Origin of the sequence: uncultured Nitratireductor sp. (genome assembly GCF_913053745.1) — a bacterium.
In the GTDB taxonomy this organism is placed as follows: Bacteria; Pseudomonadota; Alphaproteobacteria; order Rhizobiales; family Rhizobiaceae; genus Nitratireductor.
The window spans coordinates 1-18173 of the sequence record NZ_CAJXGF010000098.1; the positions used below are offsets into that span (position 1 = coordinate 1).

At 62.6% G+C, this 18173-nt stretch carries 18 protein-coding genes and 2 pseudogenes; 13 read left to right on the forward strand and 7 right to left on the reverse strand.

Going from position 1 to position 18173, the window contains the following annotated elements; all coding sequences use genetic code 11:
* The 6 genes and pseudogenes from QZ638_RS15540 to QZ638_RS15565 all read right to left on the reverse strand — a co-directional run.
* Positions 1–297, reverse strand: a pseudogene (locus QZ638_RS15540) (hypothetical protein); the annotation flags it as partial.
* Between the two features lie 389 nt (positions 298–686).
* Positions 687–917 (reverse strand): annotated as a pseudogene (locus tag QZ638_RS15545) (hypothetical protein); the annotation flags it as partial.
* Between the two features lie 45 nt (positions 918–962).
* Positions 963–2171: a glycolate oxidase subunit GlcE gene (gene glcE, locus QZ638_RS15550; RefSeq protein WP_295812286.1), complete on the reverse strand. Its 1209-nt coding sequence runs from the start codon at positions 2169–2171 to the stop codon at positions 963–965.
* Positions 2168–2758, reverse strand: coding sequence for an ASCH domain-containing protein (locus QZ638_RS15555; RefSeq protein WP_295812288.1), 591 nt, complete (start codon positions 2756–2758; stop codon positions 2168–2170). The genes glcE and QZ638_RS15555 overlap by 4 nt, the downstream gene beginning before the upstream one ends.
* Before the next feature lie 2 nt (positions 2759–2760).
* Positions 2761–4257, reverse strand: a complete 1497-nt coding sequence (locus QZ638_RS15560) for an FAD-linked oxidase C-terminal domain-containing protein (RefSeq protein ID WP_295812291.1) — start codon at positions 4255–4257, stop codon at positions 2761–2763.
* A 77-nt stretch (positions 4258–4334) separates the two neighbouring features.
* The gene (locus QZ638_RS15565; RefSeq protein WP_295812295.1) at positions 4335–5705 is read right to left on the reverse strand and encodes a DUF3422 family protein; all 1371 of its coding nucleotides are present in this window, start codon (positions 5703–5705) and stop codon (positions 4335–4337) included.
* Between the two features lie 183 nt (positions 5706–5888).
* Here QZ638_RS15565 and QZ638_RS15570 point away from each other — a divergent pair, with 183 nt between their 5' ends.
* The 5 genes from QZ638_RS15570 (at position 5889) to QZ638_RS15590 (ending at position 10364) form a co-directional block, all read left to right on the forward strand.
* Positions 5889–6674, forward strand: coding sequence for an FCD domain-containing protein (locus tag QZ638_RS15570; protein WP_295812297.1), 786 nt, complete (start codon positions 5889–5891; stop codon positions 6672–6674).
* A 62-nt stretch (positions 6675–6736) separates the two neighbouring features.
* Complete coding sequence (locus QZ638_RS15575; protein ID WP_295812299.1) at positions 6737–7510, forward strand: (Fe-S)-binding protein; 774 nt, start codon at positions 6737–6739, stop codon at positions 7508–7510.
* Positions 7510–8949, forward strand: a complete 1440-nt coding sequence (locus QZ638_RS15580; protein WP_295812302.1) for a LutB/LldF family L-lactate oxidation iron-sulfur protein — start codon at positions 7510–7512, stop codon at positions 8947–8949. Before QZ638_RS15575 ends, QZ638_RS15580 begins: the two co-directional genes overlap by 1 nt.
* A complete protein-coding gene (locus QZ638_RS15585) occupies positions 8946–9620 on the forward strand; it encodes a lactate utilization protein (RefSeq protein ID WP_295812304.1) in 675 nt (224 codons plus the stop codon). The genes QZ638_RS15580 and QZ638_RS15585 overlap by 4 nt, the downstream gene beginning before the upstream one ends.
* Before the next feature lie 3 nt (positions 9621–9623).
* Entirely contained in the window at positions 9624–10364 is a 741-nt protein-coding gene (locus tag QZ638_RS15590; RefSeq protein ID WP_295812307.1) for a metallophosphoesterase family protein, read from the forward strand.
* Positions 10365–10473: 109 nt separating this feature from the next.
* Here the strand turns inward: QZ638_RS15590 and QZ638_RS15595 are convergent, their stop codons facing one another.
* The gene (locus tag QZ638_RS15595) at positions 10474–10614 is read right to left on the reverse strand and encodes a hypothetical protein (RefSeq protein ID WP_295812309.1); all 141 of its coding nucleotides are present in this window, start codon (positions 10612–10614) and stop codon (positions 10474–10476) included.
* 145 nt (positions 10615–10759) lie between these two features.
* Between QZ638_RS15595 and QZ638_RS15600 the strand changes: the two genes are divergently transcribed.
* From QZ638_RS15600 to yidC, 8 genes are all read left to right on the forward strand, one after another.
* Entirely contained in the window at positions 10760–11404 is a 645-nt protein-coding gene (locus QZ638_RS15600) for a hypothetical protein (RefSeq protein WP_295812310.1), read from the forward strand.
* 31 nt (positions 11405–11435) lie between these two features.
* Complete coding sequence (locus QZ638_RS15605; protein ID WP_295812322.1) at positions 11436–12173, forward strand: 16S rRNA (uracil(1498)-N(3))-methyltransferase; 738 nt, start codon at positions 11436–11438, stop codon at positions 12171–12173.
* Between the two features lie 105 nt (positions 12174–12278).
* Positions 12279–13652 carry a glutamate--cysteine ligase gene (locus QZ638_RS15610; RefSeq protein ID WP_295812313.1) on the forward strand — a complete coding sequence of 458 codons (1374 nt, stop codon included), beginning with the start codon at positions 12279–12281 and terminating at the stop codon, positions 13650–13652.
* A gap of 103 nt (positions 13653–13755) precedes the next feature.
* Positions 13756–14661: a DUF937 domain-containing protein gene (locus QZ638_RS15615; RefSeq protein WP_295812314.1), complete on the forward strand. Its 906-nt coding sequence runs from the start codon at positions 13756–13758 to the stop codon at positions 14659–14661.
* Between the two features lie 107 nt (positions 14662–14768).
* Positions 14769–15395: an FMN-binding negative transcriptional regulator gene (locus QZ638_RS15620; RefSeq protein WP_295812317.1), complete on the forward strand. Its 627-nt coding sequence runs from the start codon at positions 14769–14771 to the stop codon at positions 15393–15395.
* Positions 15396–15611: 216 nt separating this feature from the next.
* Positions 15612–15746 (forward strand): 50S ribosomal protein L34, encoded by a 135-nt coding sequence (gene rpmH / locus QZ638_RS15625; protein ID WP_083212949.1) that lies wholly within the window; start codon positions 15612–15614, stop codon positions 15744–15746.
* A 23-nt stretch (positions 15747–15769) separates the two neighbouring features.
* Positions 15770–16150, forward strand: coding sequence for a ribonuclease P protein component (gene rnpA, locus QZ638_RS15630; RefSeq protein ID WP_295812319.1), 381 nt, complete (start codon positions 15770–15772; stop codon positions 16148–16150).
* Positions 16143–17990, forward strand: coding sequence for a membrane protein insertase YidC (gene yidC / locus QZ638_RS15635; RefSeq protein WP_295812321.1), 1848 nt, complete (start codon positions 16143–16145; stop codon positions 17988–17990). The genes rnpA and yidC overlap by 8 nt, the downstream gene beginning before the upstream one ends.
* Positions 17991–18173: the final 183 nt, after the last annotated feature.

Genomic DNA, 18173 nt, shown 5'->3' on the forward strand with positions numbered 1-18173 from the left:
AGCCATGCCGAGCCGGCCCAGCGCCTCAAGCACGTCACCGACCACCATCATCGGTACGGTCAGCCGTCCGAGCGCCGGCTCGTCGAATGCCTGGGCGACCAGGCCCATGCCATGGTGGGCGTGCAGCGACGCGCCGTCCCAGGTCGCGATGCCAGCACTTTCCTGCCCGCGGTGCTGCAGGGCGTGCAGGCCGAGGGCCGCCAGGGCGGCGGCGTCGTCGTTGCCGAAGACGCCGAAGACGCCGCATTCCTCGTGGAACTTGTCGTCGTCCCCTATCCGATTGGGAGGGGGAGCCAGAGGATTGGTGGTGATCACTGCGTGGTCTCTCCCGGCGCGGTTTCGTCCGTCATCAGGCCTTCGATGGCCTTTTCGATCTCGTCGCGCATGCCCTCGTTATACGTGGGCTGCTCCGTCTCTGCATCGGATTTCCGCAGAGGGGAGACGAGCTGTTGATAGGTCTGCTCGGCGCGGCGCACTTCCTCGGCGCGGCGGCGGGCGTCCTCGGCGGCCTGGTCGCCGCGCTCCAGCAGCTCTTCCGGCACCAGGGTCAGCAGCATGTCCGCGCCGCGCTCCACCAGGGGGCGCGACTTGGCCTCCTGGATCCAGCCGGGCCGCTCGTCCTCGGTGATCATGTAGTCGAGCGCCAGCCAGGCCAGCACCACGATGACCGCGCCGCGGGCGAAGCCGAACAGCAGGCCGATCCAGAAGGTGCGGATCGCCCATACATAATGCGTTTCGACCCATCCGTTGACCTTGCCGCGATTTATATGGGCAAGCACGATGCCGACCAGCGCCGAAACGCCGATGACGAAACCGACCAGGTAAAGAATATAGATCACCTGGACATTGGTCGGGCCGGGCTCCAGCCAACGATCGGTTTTGCGATCCTCGTTCGGTTGGGGTTGCATTTCGCTCATCGCGTTGATCCTCCGTTTGGTTTCCGGCGGCAATCTATCACGGCTTCAGGTGAACGCCATGCGTCCGGGATTGAGGATACCCGCTGGGTCGAACTGATCCTTCAGACGGGCGGAGAGGGCGGCGAGCGCCGCCGGTTGCGGTTCGAAAACGGGCATGGCCGCGCGCAGGGCCAATGGTGCGCGCACCAGTGTCGCGTGGCCGCCGCCCAGATGGGCGATCATCTTGCGCAGGATCGCGGCTTCGGGATCGGCTTCCATGCGCATCCAAACCAGCCCACCCTGCCAGTCGTAAAAGACATTGGCGCCGGCGGCGCGGCGAAACGCATCCACCAGTTCGGGCCCGCGCGACGGTGCGACGGAAACACGCCAGACAGGCGCGGGCGACCCATCCGCAAAAGGGTGGCAGTCGCGAATTTCGCGCCACAGCCTACGCGAATCGCGGTCTTCGAGCGTTTCGGTGTTTCCGAGTTTGCCGAGAAGTCTTGAGAGCAGGTCAATGCGATAGGCGACGGAAGGGCCGAAGCCTTCCACCCGCAATACGGTTCGCCCGCCGCCGGAGAAACCACCATCGATGAAGCGGCCGACCACGCCTTCGGGCAGATGCGCGGCACCCGAAACTTCGGCACTGGAGCTCATGGCTGTCGCCATCGCCTCGGCCGCCGCCGCGTCGTCCAGACCGGCGATGCAGAAGGTGCTCTCGGTTTCGGCGGCCGGCAGAACCTTCATCGTGATGTCGGTCGCCACCGCAAGCGTGCCCCAGGAGCCGGCGAGCCCTTTGGAAAGATCGTAGCCGGTCACGTTCTTCACCACGCGCCCGCCCGATTTGAAACTCTCACCGCGGCCGGAAACGGCATGAACGCCGAGCACATGATCGCGCGCGGCTCCGGCCTTGAGGCGGCGCGGGCCGGCAAGGTTGGCCGCAAGCAATCCGCCCAACGTGCCACGTCCCGCCTCACCGCCGAGCAGCGGGCCGTAGTCCATCGGTTCGAAAGCAAACTCCTGACCGTGCTCCCTGAGCGCGGCCTCGATGTCGGCGAGGGGCGTGCCGGCTTTCGCCGAGAGCACCAGTTCCTCCGGTTCATACAGCGTGATGCCTGTGAGCGTCGACAAGTCGAGGGCATGTTCGGTCTGGAGCGGCTGTCCGATGCCGCGTTTCGAGCCATGACCGACGATCTCGAGCGGCGTTTCCTCCGAAACGGCCCATTGCACGGTTTCCAGAACGTCGTCGGCGGTGTTCGGACGGAAATCGGTCACGGTTTCGCGCCTCCGTTGCCGGAAAGAAAGCTGCGTCCGCGCGGAGAGATCCTGTAGCCGACATCCAGGCTCTCGGTGAGGCCGAGCTCCTTGAGCTTGCGCACATCGCGTTTGAATTTCAGCTTCTCCACACCCAGCACCGCGGCCAGTTCCGCCGCCGCTGTCTCCGGGCGTTCGGCGATCAGGTTCAGGAGCCGATGGTGATAGTCGCTGCGTCCGGCTGACTTGTCCCACCGGCGCAATCGTTCATGGATCGCCTCACGGTCTTTGGCATCGATTGCTGCGGAGGCGCGCAGCGCGGCCCGGCGGTCTTCTTTAAGGCCGCCAATTTCGATGCGGTAGAGCTGGCGCCCCCCGTCGCCGCGCAAGCTTTCCTTCAGGTCGGCGAGCGACGAAAAACCGGCGCGGCGCGCGGCATCGTCGTCCAGCTTCGCTTCCTCGATCGCGTCCACGCGTCCGATCGGCACTTCGCCGAGGGCGGTGCGAAGGCGCGTTCCGGCCTTCACCGTGGGGCGCTTCCAGCGGCGAAAGGCGAGGGTAACGTCGCCGCGCGCGATGCCTTCGAGTATGGCCCGTTTGAACAGCACGTTCAGAACCGCTCCAGGTTCGGAAAGGGCACCTGGCCGCGATGAATATGCATGCGACCGAGCTCGGCGCAGCGGTGCAATTGCGGAAACACCTTGCCGGGGTTCAGAAGGTGGTTCGGATCGAACGCGCACTTGACGCGGATCTGCTGGTTCAGGTCGCTTTCGGTGAACATTTCGGGCATCAGATCGCGCTTTTCCACACCGACACCGTGCTCTCCGGTCAGGACACCGCCGACCTCGACACACAGGCGCAAAATGTCGGCGCCGAAATCCTCTGCTTTCTCCAGTTCACCCGGCCTGTTGGCATCGTAGAGAATGAGCGGGTGAAGATTGCCGTCGCCGGCATGAAACACATTGGCGACGCGCAGCCCGTATTTTTCCGAAAGCGCGCGCATGCCGGCCAGAACGCGCGGCAATTGTTTGCGCGGGATGGTGCCGTCCATGCAGTAATAATCGGGCGAGATCCGTCCGACCGCCGGGAAGGCGGCCTTGCGCCCGGCCCAGAACACGGCGCGTTCCTCGTCGGAGGTGGAGGCGCGGCTCGTGGTGGCGCCATTCTCACGGGCAATCGCTTCCACCCGGTCGATCAGGTGATCGACCTCGGCCTGCGGTCCGTCGAGCTCGACGATCAGCAATGCTTCCACATCGAGCGGATAGCCGGCATGAACGAAATCCTCGGCGGCGCGGATCGCCGGACCGTCCATCATCTCCATGCCGCCGGGAATGATACCAGCGCCGATGATCTCGGCGACGCATTCGCCCGCCTGTTCGCTCGAGGGAAAGCCGATCAGCAGAGCGCGCGCCGTTTCGGGTTTCTGCAGGATGCGCACCGTCACCTCGGTGACCACGCCGAGCAAGCCTTCGGACCCGGTCATAAGGCCAAGAAGGTCATAGCCTTCGGCATCGAGATGCTTGCCGCCGAGCCGGATCACATCGCCGTTCACCAGCACCATCTCGACGCCCAGAACATTGTTGGCGGTGAGGCCGTATTTCAGGCAGTGCACGCCACCGGAGTTTTCCGCGACATTGCCGCCGATGGAGCAGGCGATCTGCGACGAGGGGTCGGGGGCGTAATAAAAGCCCTCATGTTCGACGGCATCTGTAATGCCCAGATTGGTGACGCCGGGCTGGGCGACGACCGTGCGGTTGGGATAATCGACGTCGAGAATGCGGTTGAAACGACTCATCACCAATAGCACGGCGTCCTGAAGCGGCAGCGCGCCGCCGGACAGCGAAGTGCCGGAACCGCGCGGCACGACGCGGATGTTGCGCTGGTGGCAATATTTCAGGATGCGCGATACCTGTGCTGTGGTTTCCGGCAGGACGACAACAAGTGGCATCTGCCGATAGGCAGTCAGCCCGTCGCTCTCGAAGGCACGCATTTCATTGTCCGTATCGACCACGCCTTCGCCCGGTACGATAATGCGCATATCGGCGACGATTTCCGCGCGCTTTTTCAAAGTTGCCGCATTCGCCTGCGGCATTTTCGGGCCGGACATCGGAGCTCCTCACTGGTTCAATCAATTTACCAGTGTGTTGACGGTTCTGTAAATGCTGCTTGGAAAGCGGGCCTGCGTCAATCCGCCTCGGTGCCGATGCCGGCGTCGTCGCGCGCGTGGCGACGACGGATGCGCCGCACCAGGAGCCAGATGCACAAAACGGCCACCGGCACGGCGGCGGCGGTGACGACCTCGCTGGAAATGCCCGGCAGGGCGGGTTTTGCACCCTTGGCGACATAGCCGACCAGACCCACCACATAATAGGAGATGGCGGCCACGGAGAGGCCTTCGACCGTCTGTTGCAGACGGAGCTGCAATTGGGCGCGGCGATTCATGGAGGCGAGCAGATCGCGGTTCTGTCGCTCCACTTCCACATCCACCCAACTGCGCAGCAGGTTGGTGGCACGTGTCAGCTTGCGCGACAGGTTCGCCTGGCGCTCTTCGACCGAGCGGCAGGTGCGCATGGCGGGCGCGACACGGCGCTGGAGGAAGACGGCCCATGTTTCGTAGCCGGCCATAGGGGCTTCGTTCAGCGTCTCCAGACGCTCCTCGACTATGCCGTGATATGCGCGGCTCGCTCCGAAGCGGTAGAGGCTGGCGGCGGCGTCAGCTTCAAGATCCGCGGCCAATTCGGTGAGTTCGCTCAAGAGTTTCCGGCTATCGTGTTTTTCCCGCTGGCGCATGCGGGCGGTCAAGGCTGCAAGCCGGTCTTCCATGCGTCGCAGACGCGGGGAAAGCGACTGGGCCAGCGGCAGGCCGAGCATGGCAAGCGTACGATAGGTTTCGATATCGATCAGGCGCTGTGACAACGCACCGATACGGGCGGGTGCCAGGTCCTTCTCCAGGATCAGGATGCGGGTCAACCCATCGCCGTCCTGGCGAAAATCGGTGGCGACGGCGGCGCGTCCGCCTTCCACCACCGAGTAGCCGAGGCTTGCCGGATCGAAAGCGCCGACCAGCTTTTCCGTCGCGCTCGACCATTTGCGGATCTCGACGCGTGTGCCGGAAATGGCGGTGCCGGGCGGGCTGAAGCCATTGCCGAAAGGGGATTCTTCGAGCGGTTTACCGGTGCGCGGCGAAATCGGGCAATCCCACTGATAACTGGAAAATTCCGTATGACGCTCCCAGCGCAGCGTGCCCTTGCCCCACTTCATTGCGTGGTGGCGCGCATTGGCCTGTGGCGGGGCGACGCCAAGGCGGCGCGAAAGATCGGCAAGCACGGCCTGATCGACCGCGGAGCCGCCTTCGGTCATGAAGGAAAGCTGGATGATCAGCCGCGGTGCCTCCAGCAACGCGTGCGGACGCGCATGCACCTCGCCCAGCGCGCCGGCACGGCCGTCATGGGCGGGAAAGCCCAGGATACTGCCGGTTATCAGTGTTTCCGGAGGCAAAGTTCCGATGCTGTCCGCGCCGATTGTGACAAGTTTTTCCCCTTGTTGTTGGCTCATTGCGCCTTGCCGTCTGCATCTGGATGGACTTTTGGCAAGTATGCTACCGCCTTCGCGCGCGGCGCAATGTGTGTCCACAATTGCACGAGCGGGAAAATATTGGACAAAGAATTTGACCAGTCTTATTCGGCGGCGTTATCGTGCAGGCTGCGAGAACGTTTGAACGGAGCACGGCATAGATCGGTGGAAGCCGTCTTTTCCAGAATAGAGCATGCCCGCACGGCCGATGGCGTCATCCGCCAGATCGAGACGCTGATCCTCGAAGGCGTGTTGCGCGACGGCGACCGGCTGCCGGGCGAACGGGAGCTTGCGCGGCAACTCGACGTGTCGCGCCCCATCCTGCGCGATGCGCTGAAGGCGCTGGAAGAGCGCGGCCTGATCCTTACCCGCCATGGCGGCGGCACCTACGTGGCCGATATCATCGGTCAGGTCTTCACCCAGCCGGTACGCGAACTGATCGCCACGCATCACAAGGCGACTGCGGATTATCTGGAATACCGCCGGGAGATGGAGGCGGTCGCGGCCGAATTCGCTGCACGCCGCGCGACGCCCGAAGATCTCGTTCTCCTGGAGGCGATCGTGACGCGCATGGACGAGGCGCATGCTGCGGAAGATTTCGAGGCGGAAGCGGCCTGCGATGTCGAGTTTCACAATGCGGTGGGCGAGTGCGCGCACAATATCGTGCTGCTGCACACATTGCGTGCCTGTTACCGACTCCTTGCCGACGGCGTTTTTCTGAACCGCACCCGCATCTATGCGTTGCCGGACGCGCGCGAGACGCTGCTTGCACAGCACAGGGCAATCCATGCGGCGATCGCCGCCGGCGATCCCGAGACGGCGCGCGCCGCCGCCATCGCCCATATCGACTTTGTCGAGAAAGCCACCTTCCAGGCTGAACGCTCCGGCGACTGGCAGCGCATATCGCGGCTTCGCCTGCATCAGCGCGGTGGCGAGGTGGCGCAACCATGAGCAAGCGAACCGGCCAAGCCGAACCAATTTGGTCCTGACCCGAGCCAGCGAAAGAAGAACCGTTGAAAGAAGAAAGCCCATCACCCAAACGCGTCGGTCTGTTCGTCACCTGTCTGGTGGATCTGTTCCGGCCGAGCGTCGGTTTTGCCTCCGTCAAGCTTCTGGAGGATGCCGGTTGCACGGTCGAGGTGCCGATGGCGCAGACCTGCTGCGGCCAACCGGCCTACAATTCCGGCGACAAGAACGATGCCGCGGCCATCGCGCGTCAGACCATCGAGGCGTTCGAGGAGTTCGACTACGTGGTCGCACCGTCGGGTTCATGCGCCGGGATGCTCAAGAAGCATTATCCTTCGCTTCTCAAAGGCACGTCTTTTGAGGCGAGGGCCGAAGCCTTTTCAGGCCGCGTGCACGAGTTGGTGAGCTTTCTGGTCGATGTGCTGGGTGTCACATCGGTGCCGGTGAGCCATGATGGCAGCGTCACCTATCACGATTCCTGTTCGGGTCTTCGCGAACTCGGCATCCAGAAACAGCCGCGTCAGCTTCTGTCTTCGGTGGACGGGCTGGAACTGAAGGAAATGCAGAATTCCGACGTCTGCTGCGGTTTCGGTGGCACGTTCTGTGTCAAATATCCCGATATTTCCAACAAGATCGTCGAGGAAAAGACCGCCAGCATCGAGAGCGCGGGGGCGGGAACGCTTCTTGCCGGCGATCTGGGCTGTCTCATGAACATGGCCGGCAAGTTGCACCGGCAGGGCAGCAAGGTGGAGGTGCGCCATGTGGCGGAGGTTCTGGCGGGCATGACCGAGAAACCGGCGATTGGCGGGGGAGGCCGCTGATGGAAATTCAATCTCCGCAATTCAAACATAAAGCGCGCAAGGCGATCGCCGACGAGCAGTTGCAGCGCGCCATGGGCAAGGCGAAGATCGGCTTCGTCGGCAAGCGCAAGAAAGCGGTCGACGCATTGCCCGAATTCGACGAACTGCGATCTTCCGCGCGGGCGATCAAGGATCATACGCTGGAGCATCTGGACCTTTATCTGGAAGCTTATGAACGCAAGGTGATCGCCTCGGGCGGTCGGGTGCACTGGGCCGAGACGGCGCAAGATGCCCGCCAGGCTGTGCTCGACATTTGCCGCGCCGCCGGTGCCCGCACGGTTACCAAGGGCAAGTCCATGATCACCGAGGAGATCGCGCTCAACGATTTTCTCGAGAAGGAAGGCGTACGCCCGGTCGAGACCGATCTTGGCGAATACATAATACAGCTTCGCGGTGAGCATCCGAGCCACATTATCGGTCCGGCACTGCACTTGAACAAGGAGCAGGTCGAAGAGGATTTCCGCCGCGTTCACACCGAGCTGCCGCCGGCGCGCGACCTGTCGCAGCCCGAATCCCTGCTGGGCGAGGCGCGGCACATCCTGCGGCCGCAATATTTCCAAGCCGATGTCGGCATCACCGGGGCCAATTTCCTGATTGCCGAAACCGGCACATCCATCATCGTCACCAATGAAGGCAATGGCGATCTCACGCAGACCCTGCCGCGCATTCACATCGTCGTCGCCTCCATCGAGAAGGTGGTGCCGACGCTGGAGGATGCGAGCCAGATCCTGCGCGTGCTCGCCCGCTCGGCCACCGGTCAGGACATGAGCGTCTACACCACGTTCTCCACCGGTCCGCGCCGTCCCGACGATCCCGACGGGCCGGACGAGTATCATGTGATCCTGCTCGACAATGGCCGCTCGTCAATGCTCGGCACCGAGTTTCACGAGATGCTGCGCTGCATCCGGTGCGGTGCGTGCATGAACCATTGTCCGGTTTATCACGCAGTCGGCGGCCATGCTTATGGCTGGGTCTATCCGGGTCCGATGGGTTCGGTGCTCACGCCGTCGCTCGTCGGCGTCGACAAGGCGGGGCATCTGCCCAACGCCTCCACCTTCTGCGGACGCTGCGAATCGGTCTGTCCGATGCAGATTCCACTGCCGCGCATGATGCGGCACTGGCGCGAGCGCGAATTCGAGCGCGGGCTCAACCCGGCGACACAGCGTTTCGGTCTCGGCTTCTGGGCCTTCTTCGCCCGCCGGCCGAAACTTTATCGCCTCGCCACGTCGATGGCGATCCCCACACTTTCCGGTCTGGCCGGCAGGGCGCGCTGGTTCCGTTCGCTGCCCTTTGCCGGCGGTTGGACGCGGCACCGCGACCTTCCCGCACCCGAAAGTCGCACTTTTATGCAGCAATGGCGCGATCGCGAAGTCGGAAAGCAGGAAAGGGGCGCGGCATGAGCGCGCGCGAGGCCATATTGAGCAAGCTGCGGGGGGCTGCTTCCGTTTCGGCCAATGACGATGCGCGGCGTGAAACCGTGGAGAAACGCCTGGCAAAAACGCCGCGCGGGCTTATTCCGGCGCGCGGGCAGGTGGAGGGAGAGGAGCGCATCGCGCTTTTCTGTCAAATGGCCGAAACGGTGACGGCCACGGTCGAGCGCGTAAAGAAGACGGACGATGTGCCCAAGGCTGTAACGCATTATCTGCGTTCGAAGAACCTGGCCCCATCCGTCCGCATGGGCGAGGATAAGCGCCTGAAGCGCATGGATTGGGCGAGCCAGAAATCGCTCGAGGTCAAGCGTGGACGCGCCGAACCCGAAGATGAGGTTGGCGTGAGCCATGCCTTCGCCGGGGTTGCGGAGACGGGGACCCTCGCCCTGCCATCGGGCAGGGAGAACCCGACCACCGTCAATTTCGTCCCGGACCACCACATCATCGTCGTTGACGCGAAGGACATTGCCGGTGATCTTGAAACCGTAATCTCACGCCTGCGGCGCAAATTCGGCAGAGGTGACATGCCACGGCTCCTGAATCTCATCACGGGTCCCTCGCGTTCCGGCGATATCGAGCAGACCATGCTGCTCGGTGCGCATGGACCGCGCGCGCTGCATCTCATCGTCGTCGACGGGTGAGGCATGGCAGACGGGGTCTCCTACAACGAGGCTTCGACGCCCGACGGCATGCGTCTCTATGCCGTCGGCGACATTCACGGAAGGCACGACCTGTTGGCCGCGATGCATGCGCGGCTCATGGAAGAAATTCTGCATGACCGCCCCGCCGACTGGCGCATCGTCTATCTCGGCGACTATGTGGATCGTGGGGTCAATTCGCGCGGCGTGATCGAGTATCTTGCCAATCTGCGCGAACGCGACCCGCGTGTGATCGCGCTGGCGGGCAATCACGATCTGGGTTTTCTCGACTTCCTGTCCAACCCCGATCCGTTCGGCCTGTTCGCCTGCAATGGTGGTTTCGAGACCGCGTTGTCGTATGGTGTGGAAATCGACTTGACGTCGCGCGCGGCAATGATGCCGGGCCATGCAGCTCTCGTGCAATCGGTTCCGCAGCATCATAAGGCCTTCCTCGCGACCTTGCCGTATTCGGCCTCGTTCGGCGATTTTTTCTTCTGCCATGCAGGCATTCGCCCAGGCATCGCTCTGGATTCCCAGTCGGCGGACGATCTCATCTGGATCAGGCGTGAATTCCACGCATTCGACGGGTTGCACCCCAAGCTCGTCGTACACGGGCACACGCCCGTGCCCAGGCCGGAACTTTGCAGGAATCGGGTCAACCTCGACACCGGCGCATGGCATAGTGGCCGATTGACAGCGCTCAGGCTGGAGGGCCGGGAGAAGACGTTGATCGAGATCGCTTGCTGAAAGACGACCAGATCCGATCGTATTATCCGGTCCGGGCGTGTCTTTGTCGGTGGAGTGACTTTGTCGGAGGAGTGACTTTGTCGGTGGAGCGTCTTGTCGGGGATGTGTCTCAGTCGATGGCGCTGGAGATGCCGTATCCATCGACCGGGTGATGATCGCCCGAGGCTCCGGCCGACAACAGCCTGGCACCGATCAGCGTGAACGCAGAAACAGTGATGACAAACACAACAGTCGCACGCCCGATGGTCATCCGGCCAAAGTCCCTTGCAGGTCAACGAAATGCAGCGCCCCATGCTGCGCAGGCTGCTATAGACGCAAACAGCTTAAGATTGAAACAATTTATACGCCAATACCCACATAGTTTATGACAGATCCGAAAAACGTGGAAAAAAGTCATGCCGTTGCAAAACCGCGTTAGTCCGTTCGGTCGGATCGATACAACTCCCGCGCGCGGACTTTTCACCGGCAACCGTGGCGTTATCCACGATCCGGACAGGAAGGCGCTTCTGCGTCGCCGCTGGACGACGAAAGCCTGGATCGTTTGCGTTTGCGCCTTCAGGGACCGCCGCCGCGCGGTGATGGGGCGCAACGGGCCAGCGGGCGGCACGGGCTGGACCGAACTTTTCTTTCTCGATGAGGTGACCGCCCTGGCTGCCGGGCATCGGCCCTGCTTCTTCTGCCGACGCGACGCGGCGAAGCGTTTCATGGCCTGCGTCCGGGAGGCAGAGGGCGGGGCGGAGATGAAAGCCGTGCAAGCCGATACCATCCTGCATGCGCAAAGGTTCGCCGTGAGCGGCAAGGCGCATATGCTGTCCAGCGCGACGGTGCCGGACCTGCCGGATGGCACCGTGATCGCCGTCGGCGAACTGGCCTATGCGCTGCGCGATGGAACGCTTCGCGAATGGCGTTTCGAGGGGTATGGCGCGGCGCGTTCCCCCGACACGCTACCGCCGGAAGTGCAGCTTTTGACGCCGCCTTTGAGCGTGTCCGCGCTTCGCGCCGGCTACGCGCCGGTCTGGCATGACAGCGTCGCCTCTTGACGCGGCATCGCCGATCCACCATCAGACCGGCATGCGTGCGAATTACAAACTGCAGCGGCTATTCATCGATTCCGCACTCGTTCCCGGCGCCGAGTTGGAAACCGGCCGGGAGCAGGCTCACTATCTGATCAATGTGCTGCGCATGCGCGTGGGCGACGAAGTTCTCGTGTTCAACGGCCGCGACGGCGAATGGCATGCGGAACTCGTCGAGGCTGGCCGCAAGACGGTACGCCTGCGCACGACGAAACAGGCGCGTCCACAGACGCCGCTCCCCGACCTTCTTTACTGCTTCGCCCCGTTGAAGAAAGGGCGCCTCGACTATCTCGTGCAGAAGGCGGTGGAGATGGGGGCAGGGCGTTTGCAGCCGGTCCTCACCCAGCATACGCAGGTTTCGAAACCGGGCACGCAGCGCCTCGAAGCCAATGTCATGGAAGCGGCCGAGCAGTGCGGCATCCTGGCCGTGCCCGAGGTGCTGGAGCCCGTGAAACTCGATCGCTTGCTGGCCGGGTGGGAGGCGGACCGGCGCCTGATCTTCTGCGACGAGGATGCCGCCACGAACAATCCCATGCAGGCGCTCTCCGGCATTGGCGAGACGAAACTCGCGCTTCTGGTGGGGCCGGAAGGCGGTTTTTCCGACGACGAACGGGCGCAATTGCGCGCACTTCCATTTGTGACCCCGATACCCCTGGGTCCGCGTATCCTGCGTGCCGACACGGCCGCGGTGGCCGCGCTCGCGGTCATACAGGCGAGTGTCGGCGATTGGGAATGAGGTTTTTGCGTCAAGATAAGTTGACGCTTGGCTCAGCACTTTTTACTTGAAGCGCATTGTGAGCGTGGTTCATCAGTTCGCTGATGGTTTGCCAGGAGAGCGTTTATGGCCCGTGACACCACCGACAACCGGCCGATCGAACGGGTCGACGAACTTGTAGACGACCTCGCCAAGGGCTGTAAGCCGCGGGAAAAGTGGCGCATCGGCACGGAGCACGAAAAATTCCCCTTTTATGTCGATGGCCACCGGCCTGTTCCTTATGAGGGCGAGCGCGGCATCAAGGCGGTTCTGGAAGGAATGCAGCGTATTCTCGGATGGGATGCAATCGACGACGACGGGCGCATCATAGGGCTTGTCGAGCCGACCGGGCAGGGCGCGATTTCGCTGGAGCCGGGCGGGCAGTTCGAACTTTCCGGCGCGCCTTTGGAAACGCTTCATCAGACCTGCCGCGAGGGCAATGCCCATCTGGCGCAGTTGCGCGAAATTGCCGAACCGCTCGGCATTCGCTTTCTCGGCCTCGGCGGCAGTCCCAAATGGACACTCGCCGAAACGCCGCAAATGCCCAAATCACGCTACAAGATCATGACCGCCTACATGCCCAAGGTCGGCACGCACGGGCTCGACATGATGTATCGGACCTGTACGATTCAGGTGAATCTCGACTTTGCGACGGAAGCCGACATGCGCCGCAAGATGCAGGTTGCGCAGCGGTTGCAACCGCTTTCCACTGCTCTCTTTGCCAATTCTCCCTTCACCGAGGGGCGGCTCAACGGTTTTCAGTCCTGGCGTGGCGAGATCTGGCGCGACACGGACAACCAGCGTGCGGGACTGCTGCCCTTCGCCTTTTCCGAGCGATTCGGTTTTGCCGATTATGTCGAATGGGCGCTCGACGTTCCGATGTATTTCATCATTCGCGACGGGCGATATCACGACTGCACGCACATCACCTTCCGTCAGTTCATGAAGGGCGCGCTGAAGGACGTCGTGACCGACGGCATGCCCACGCTCGGCGACTGGTCGAACCATCTTTCCACCCTGTTCCCGGATGTGCGCCTCAAACGCTTCCTGGAAATGCGTGGAGCCGATGGCGGACCGTGGCGGCGCATCTGCGCTCTACCGGCTTTCTGGGTGGGGCTGCTTTACGATCAGGCCGCGCTCGACGCCGCGCACGACCTTACGGGCGACTGGTCGTTCGAGGAGGTGGAGGCGATGCGCAATGCCGTGCCCGAAGAGGGGTTAGGGACACGTTTCCGCAACCATGACCTGCGCGATATCGCTCGCGAGGTTCTGGCCATTTCACGCCAAGGACTTTCCGCCCGCAAGCGCGTCAATGCGGAAGGCTACGACGAGGCGAGCTTCCTGAGCCCGCTCGACGAGATCGTCTCGAGAGGCACCACCAGCGCTCAGGAAATGGCAAACGCCTTCAACACACGCTGGGACCGGTCCATAGAACCCGTGTTTCTCGAGCAGGCCTACTAGGCTTTCTCTCATGACGGCGAAGACAAGGCGTTCTCTACAGGTTATCTTCCTGAAACAATGGTTTGGTAGCCGATCGCAACGGTTTTGAACGAAGGAGAACGCCATGCTTCCGCTGTTTGAGATGCTCAACAATGCCGGTGAAGGGCAGGGCGTGGATCAACTCGCCCGGCAATTCGGCATTTCGCATGGACAGGCGCAGGAGGCCATGGAGGCGCTCTTGCCGGCGTTCAGCCAGGGGCTGAAGCGCAACGCGGCCGATCCTTATGGCGCAGGCAATTTTCTCGGTGCGCTTGCCTCCGGCCAGCATGCGAAATATTTCGAGGACGCCGCCAGTGCCTTCACACCGCAGGGTGTCGCCGAGGGCAACGGCATTCTGGGCCACCTTTTCGGTTCCAAGGATGTCAGCCGGGCCGTCGCAAGCCATGCGGCGCAGGCGACGGGCCTTGGGCAAGACATGCTCAAACAGATGCTTCCCATGCTTGCCTCCATGCTCATGGGTGGCCTTTTCAAACAGTCCACGGGTCAGATGCAGGGCGCGCAGCCGCGCCAGGCGCAGGCCGGCGGCGGTGGCATGCTGGGCGATCTGATGGAGCAGATGATGCGCCAGATGGGCCAGCAGCATCCCGGCGCCCAGCCGCGTGGACGCGCGCCCGCGGGCACGAGCCCTTCCGACAATCCGCTGGGGCAGATACTCGAAGGCATGTTCGGTGGCGGTGCCGGCGGTTCGGCTGGACGCGGTACGCCTTCGGGCGGTCAGGCCGACAATCCGTTGGGACAGATTTTCGACGAGTTCCTGCGCGGCGGGCAGGGCACGCAACAGGCGGAACCGCAGGGCCGTGCTGCGCCCGAACCCGCCCCGGAGCCCAATCCGAGCGGTCGTCCGCGCAATCCCTATGACGATCTGTTCGGCCAGATGTTCGAGACCGGCCGCAAGACCCGCGACGACTACGAGCGCGGCGTGGAGAACATTTTCGAACAGTTCCGGCAGGGCATGGAACGCCCTCGCTAGGGTTTTGCACCACACGGACATTCCTGTTGTGCAAGGAGCACATGTTTCTTTTGACTGCGCGTCGATCGCGTTAGGTTGTGGTGATCCGTTACGGAGATGAAACCGAAATGTATTGTCCACCCGCCTTTCGCGAGCAAGACCTGCCGGCGCTTCACGATCTGATGCGGGCCGCGCGGCTGGCCAATGTCGTGACATCCGGCGCCAATGGGATTCACGCCAGTCCGCTCCCCCTGTTTCTCGACGAGGCCGAAGGCCCTTTCGGCACGCTTTACGGTCATCTCGCACGTGCCAATGAGCAGTGGAAAGACACGCCGTCCGGTGAAGCCCTGGCCATTTTCATGGGGCCTGACGCCTATGTGACGCCTGCCTGGTATGCCTCCAAGAAGGAGCATGGCAAGGTCGTTCCGACCTGGAACTACAGTGCGGTTCACGCGCGCGGGCCGATCGAGTTCTTCGACGACGAGGCGCGACTTCGCGCCGTGGTGGAGCGCCTGACGGCCTTGCATGAAGCCGACCGGCCGGAAGCTTGGTCGGTTTCGGACGCCCCCGAAAAGTTCATAAAGGGTCAGTTGCGCGGAATAATCGGGTTGCGCCTGCCCATCGCGAGCCTTGAGGGCAAGCGCAAGATGAGCCAGAATCGCAGCGTCGCCGACAGGGCCGGTGTTGCCGCCGGTTTGGCTGAAAGCGCGCATCCCGCCGAAAGGGCTGTTGCAGGACAGGTTCCCGTGGAATGAAACGGTGACGCGCGGCAATGAGAGACCCATTGCCGCGGCAGTGCCTCCAGGGAACCGTTTTGATTGACTCGGCGCACCCATACTCCTATAAGCCCGGCCACGCTTGGGCCTTGCGTCCGGCGGCGCGTTTTCGTGCCCTCGGTGAGGCCTGAAAAGCAAAGCTCCTGTTCATAGAAACAGAATGAAGAAGGGCCGCACTCCGCGGTATTAAAACAAATGAAGCGTACATATCAGCCTTCCAAGATCGTTCGTAAGCGTCGGCACGGTTTCCGCGCCCGCATGGCCACCAAGGGCGGTCGTCGCGTGGTTGCAGCGCGCCGCAATCGTGGCCGCAAGCGGCTGTCCGCATAAGGTTTGGAGGCGAGGCCGGAAAGATGACGGACCGGCCAGCCGTTCCACCTCCGGCACGCCTGAAGAAGCGCGCCGAGTTTCTGGCTGTCCGTCGCGGTGAAAAGCGGCGCGGGCGGCGTTTTTTGCTGGAGGTGCTCGATCGCGGCGACCAAGATCCGCCACGGCTGGGCATCACAGTCACCAAGAAAGTCGGCAATGCGGTGGTTCGAAACCGCGTGCGCCGGCGGCTTAAAGAAGCCTGTCGCATTCATGCGGTTCACGACATGGCCGCCGGCAAGGATTATGTGATCGTGGCGCGGCGATCTGTGCTTGATGCGCCGTTCGCCTCCCTGAAAGACGAGCTTTCCCGCCGCATCGGAGACCCCGGCGCGGGACGCGGAAAGGGCAAGGACCTCGATGGATAACAATCGCAATTTTCTCATCACGATCGCGCTGTCCGTGTTGATCCTGACGCTTTGGCAGGTGTTCTACATGAACCCGCGCATCGAGCAGCAGCGGGAGGCCGTGCAGATCGAAGAGCGGCAGGCCACCGAAACCGCGCCGGCGGGAACGACCTCCGGCAGTGAGAACAGCGATATACCCACTCCGTCGACCGGCGATGGCGCCATTCCCGGCAATGCCAACCAGGCCGCCGCGCCCCTCGACCGCGCCGCAGCCGTGGCCGGCAGCGAGCGGGTGACAATCGAGACGCCCCGTATCTCGGGTTCGATCAACCTGACCGGCGCCCGGCTCGACGATCTGCTCCTCAAGGACTACCGGGTGACGGTCAAGAAGGATTCTCCCAACATCCAGTTGCTGAATCCGTCGACCGGGCCGGACGGCTACTACGTCGAGACCGGCTATGTGGGCGGCGAGGCGGCGGGCACGCTGCCTGGCCCATCGACCGAATGGACGCTTTCCGAGGGCGAGGCTCTCACGCCGTCGACGCCGGTCACCTTGTCCTTCACCAATGACAGCGGCCTGACCTTCAAGCGTACGTTCACGGTCGACGAAAACTATCTTTTCACGGTTTCCGACACGGTGGAGAACGCTTCCGGCGCCGCTGTCGCTCTGCGCAATTACGGCCGCACCACCCGCATCGGCACACCCAAGACCTCCGGCATCTATATTCTGCATGAGGGCCTTATCGGCGTGACCGGCGAGGAGGGGCTGCAGGAAATCGACTATTCCGACGTCGAGGAAGAAAACCGCATCACGCCGTCGAAATCGAGCGATGGGTGGCTTGGCATCACCGACAAGTACTGGGCGGTGACCATGGTTCCCCAGACCGGCCGCGAGTTTCAGCCGCGCTACACCTATTCGGGCGAAGGCTCGCCCCGCTATCAGGCCGATTATCTGACCGACGAAATCTCAGTCGCCGACGGTGCATCCGCAACCACGGAACTCATGGTCTTCGCCGGAGCCAAGGAGGTCGGTGTCGTCGACGCCTATGAAGACGACAAGGGCATTCGCCAGTTCGAACTGCTGATCGATTGGGGCTGGTTCTACTTCATCACCAAGCCGATGTTCTATCTGATCGACTGGCTGTTCAAGCTGCTCGGCAATTTCGGTGTGGCCATTCTGGCGACCACCGTCGTCGTCAAGCTCATCTTCTTCCCGCTCGCCAACAAGTCCTACAAATCCATGGCGAACATGAAGAAGGTGCAGCCCGCCATGCTGGAAATCCGCGAGAAATACGCGGACGACAAGATGAAGCAGCAGCAGGCGATGATGGAGCTCTACAAGAAAGAGAAGATCAATCCGCTCTCGGGTTGCTGGCCGATCCTCATTCAGATCCCGGTCTTCTTCGCGCTCTACACCGTCATCTTTATCTCGCTCGAAATGCGCCACGCGCCATTCTTCGGCTGGATTCAGGATCTGGCGGCACCCGATCCGACCAACATCTTCACCCTGTTCGGCCTGATCCCCTGGGATCCGACCGCTCTGCCGATCCTGGGCTCGTTCCTGCACCTGGGCATCTGGCCGGTCATCATGGGCATTACCATGTGGGTGCAGATGCGCCTCAATCCGCCGCCGCCGGATCCGACCCAGGCCATGATCTTCAACTGGATGCCGGTGATTTTCACCTTCATGCTGGGCACCTTCCCGGCGGGTCTGGTGATCTACTGGGCCTGGAACAACACGCTTTCCATTGCCCAGCAGTGGTTCATCATGAAGCGCCATGGCGTCGAGGTGAACCTGCTCGGCAACATCGTGGACACCTTCCGTCGCAAGCCCAAGCCGGCAGAGCCCAGCAAGAGCTGAGCCAAAGTAATCAAATAACAGGGCCCGCCGCTGATCCGGCGGGCCCTACTTTTAGGGTCAGAGAGATGAGCCAGCCCGACTATCCTCCCCATATCATCGAGCGCGGCCGCCTGCTGTTTGCACGCCCCATTCTGTTCGTGAAGGGCTGCGTGAGCCTGAACGACCTGCCGCCCATGGATCGCG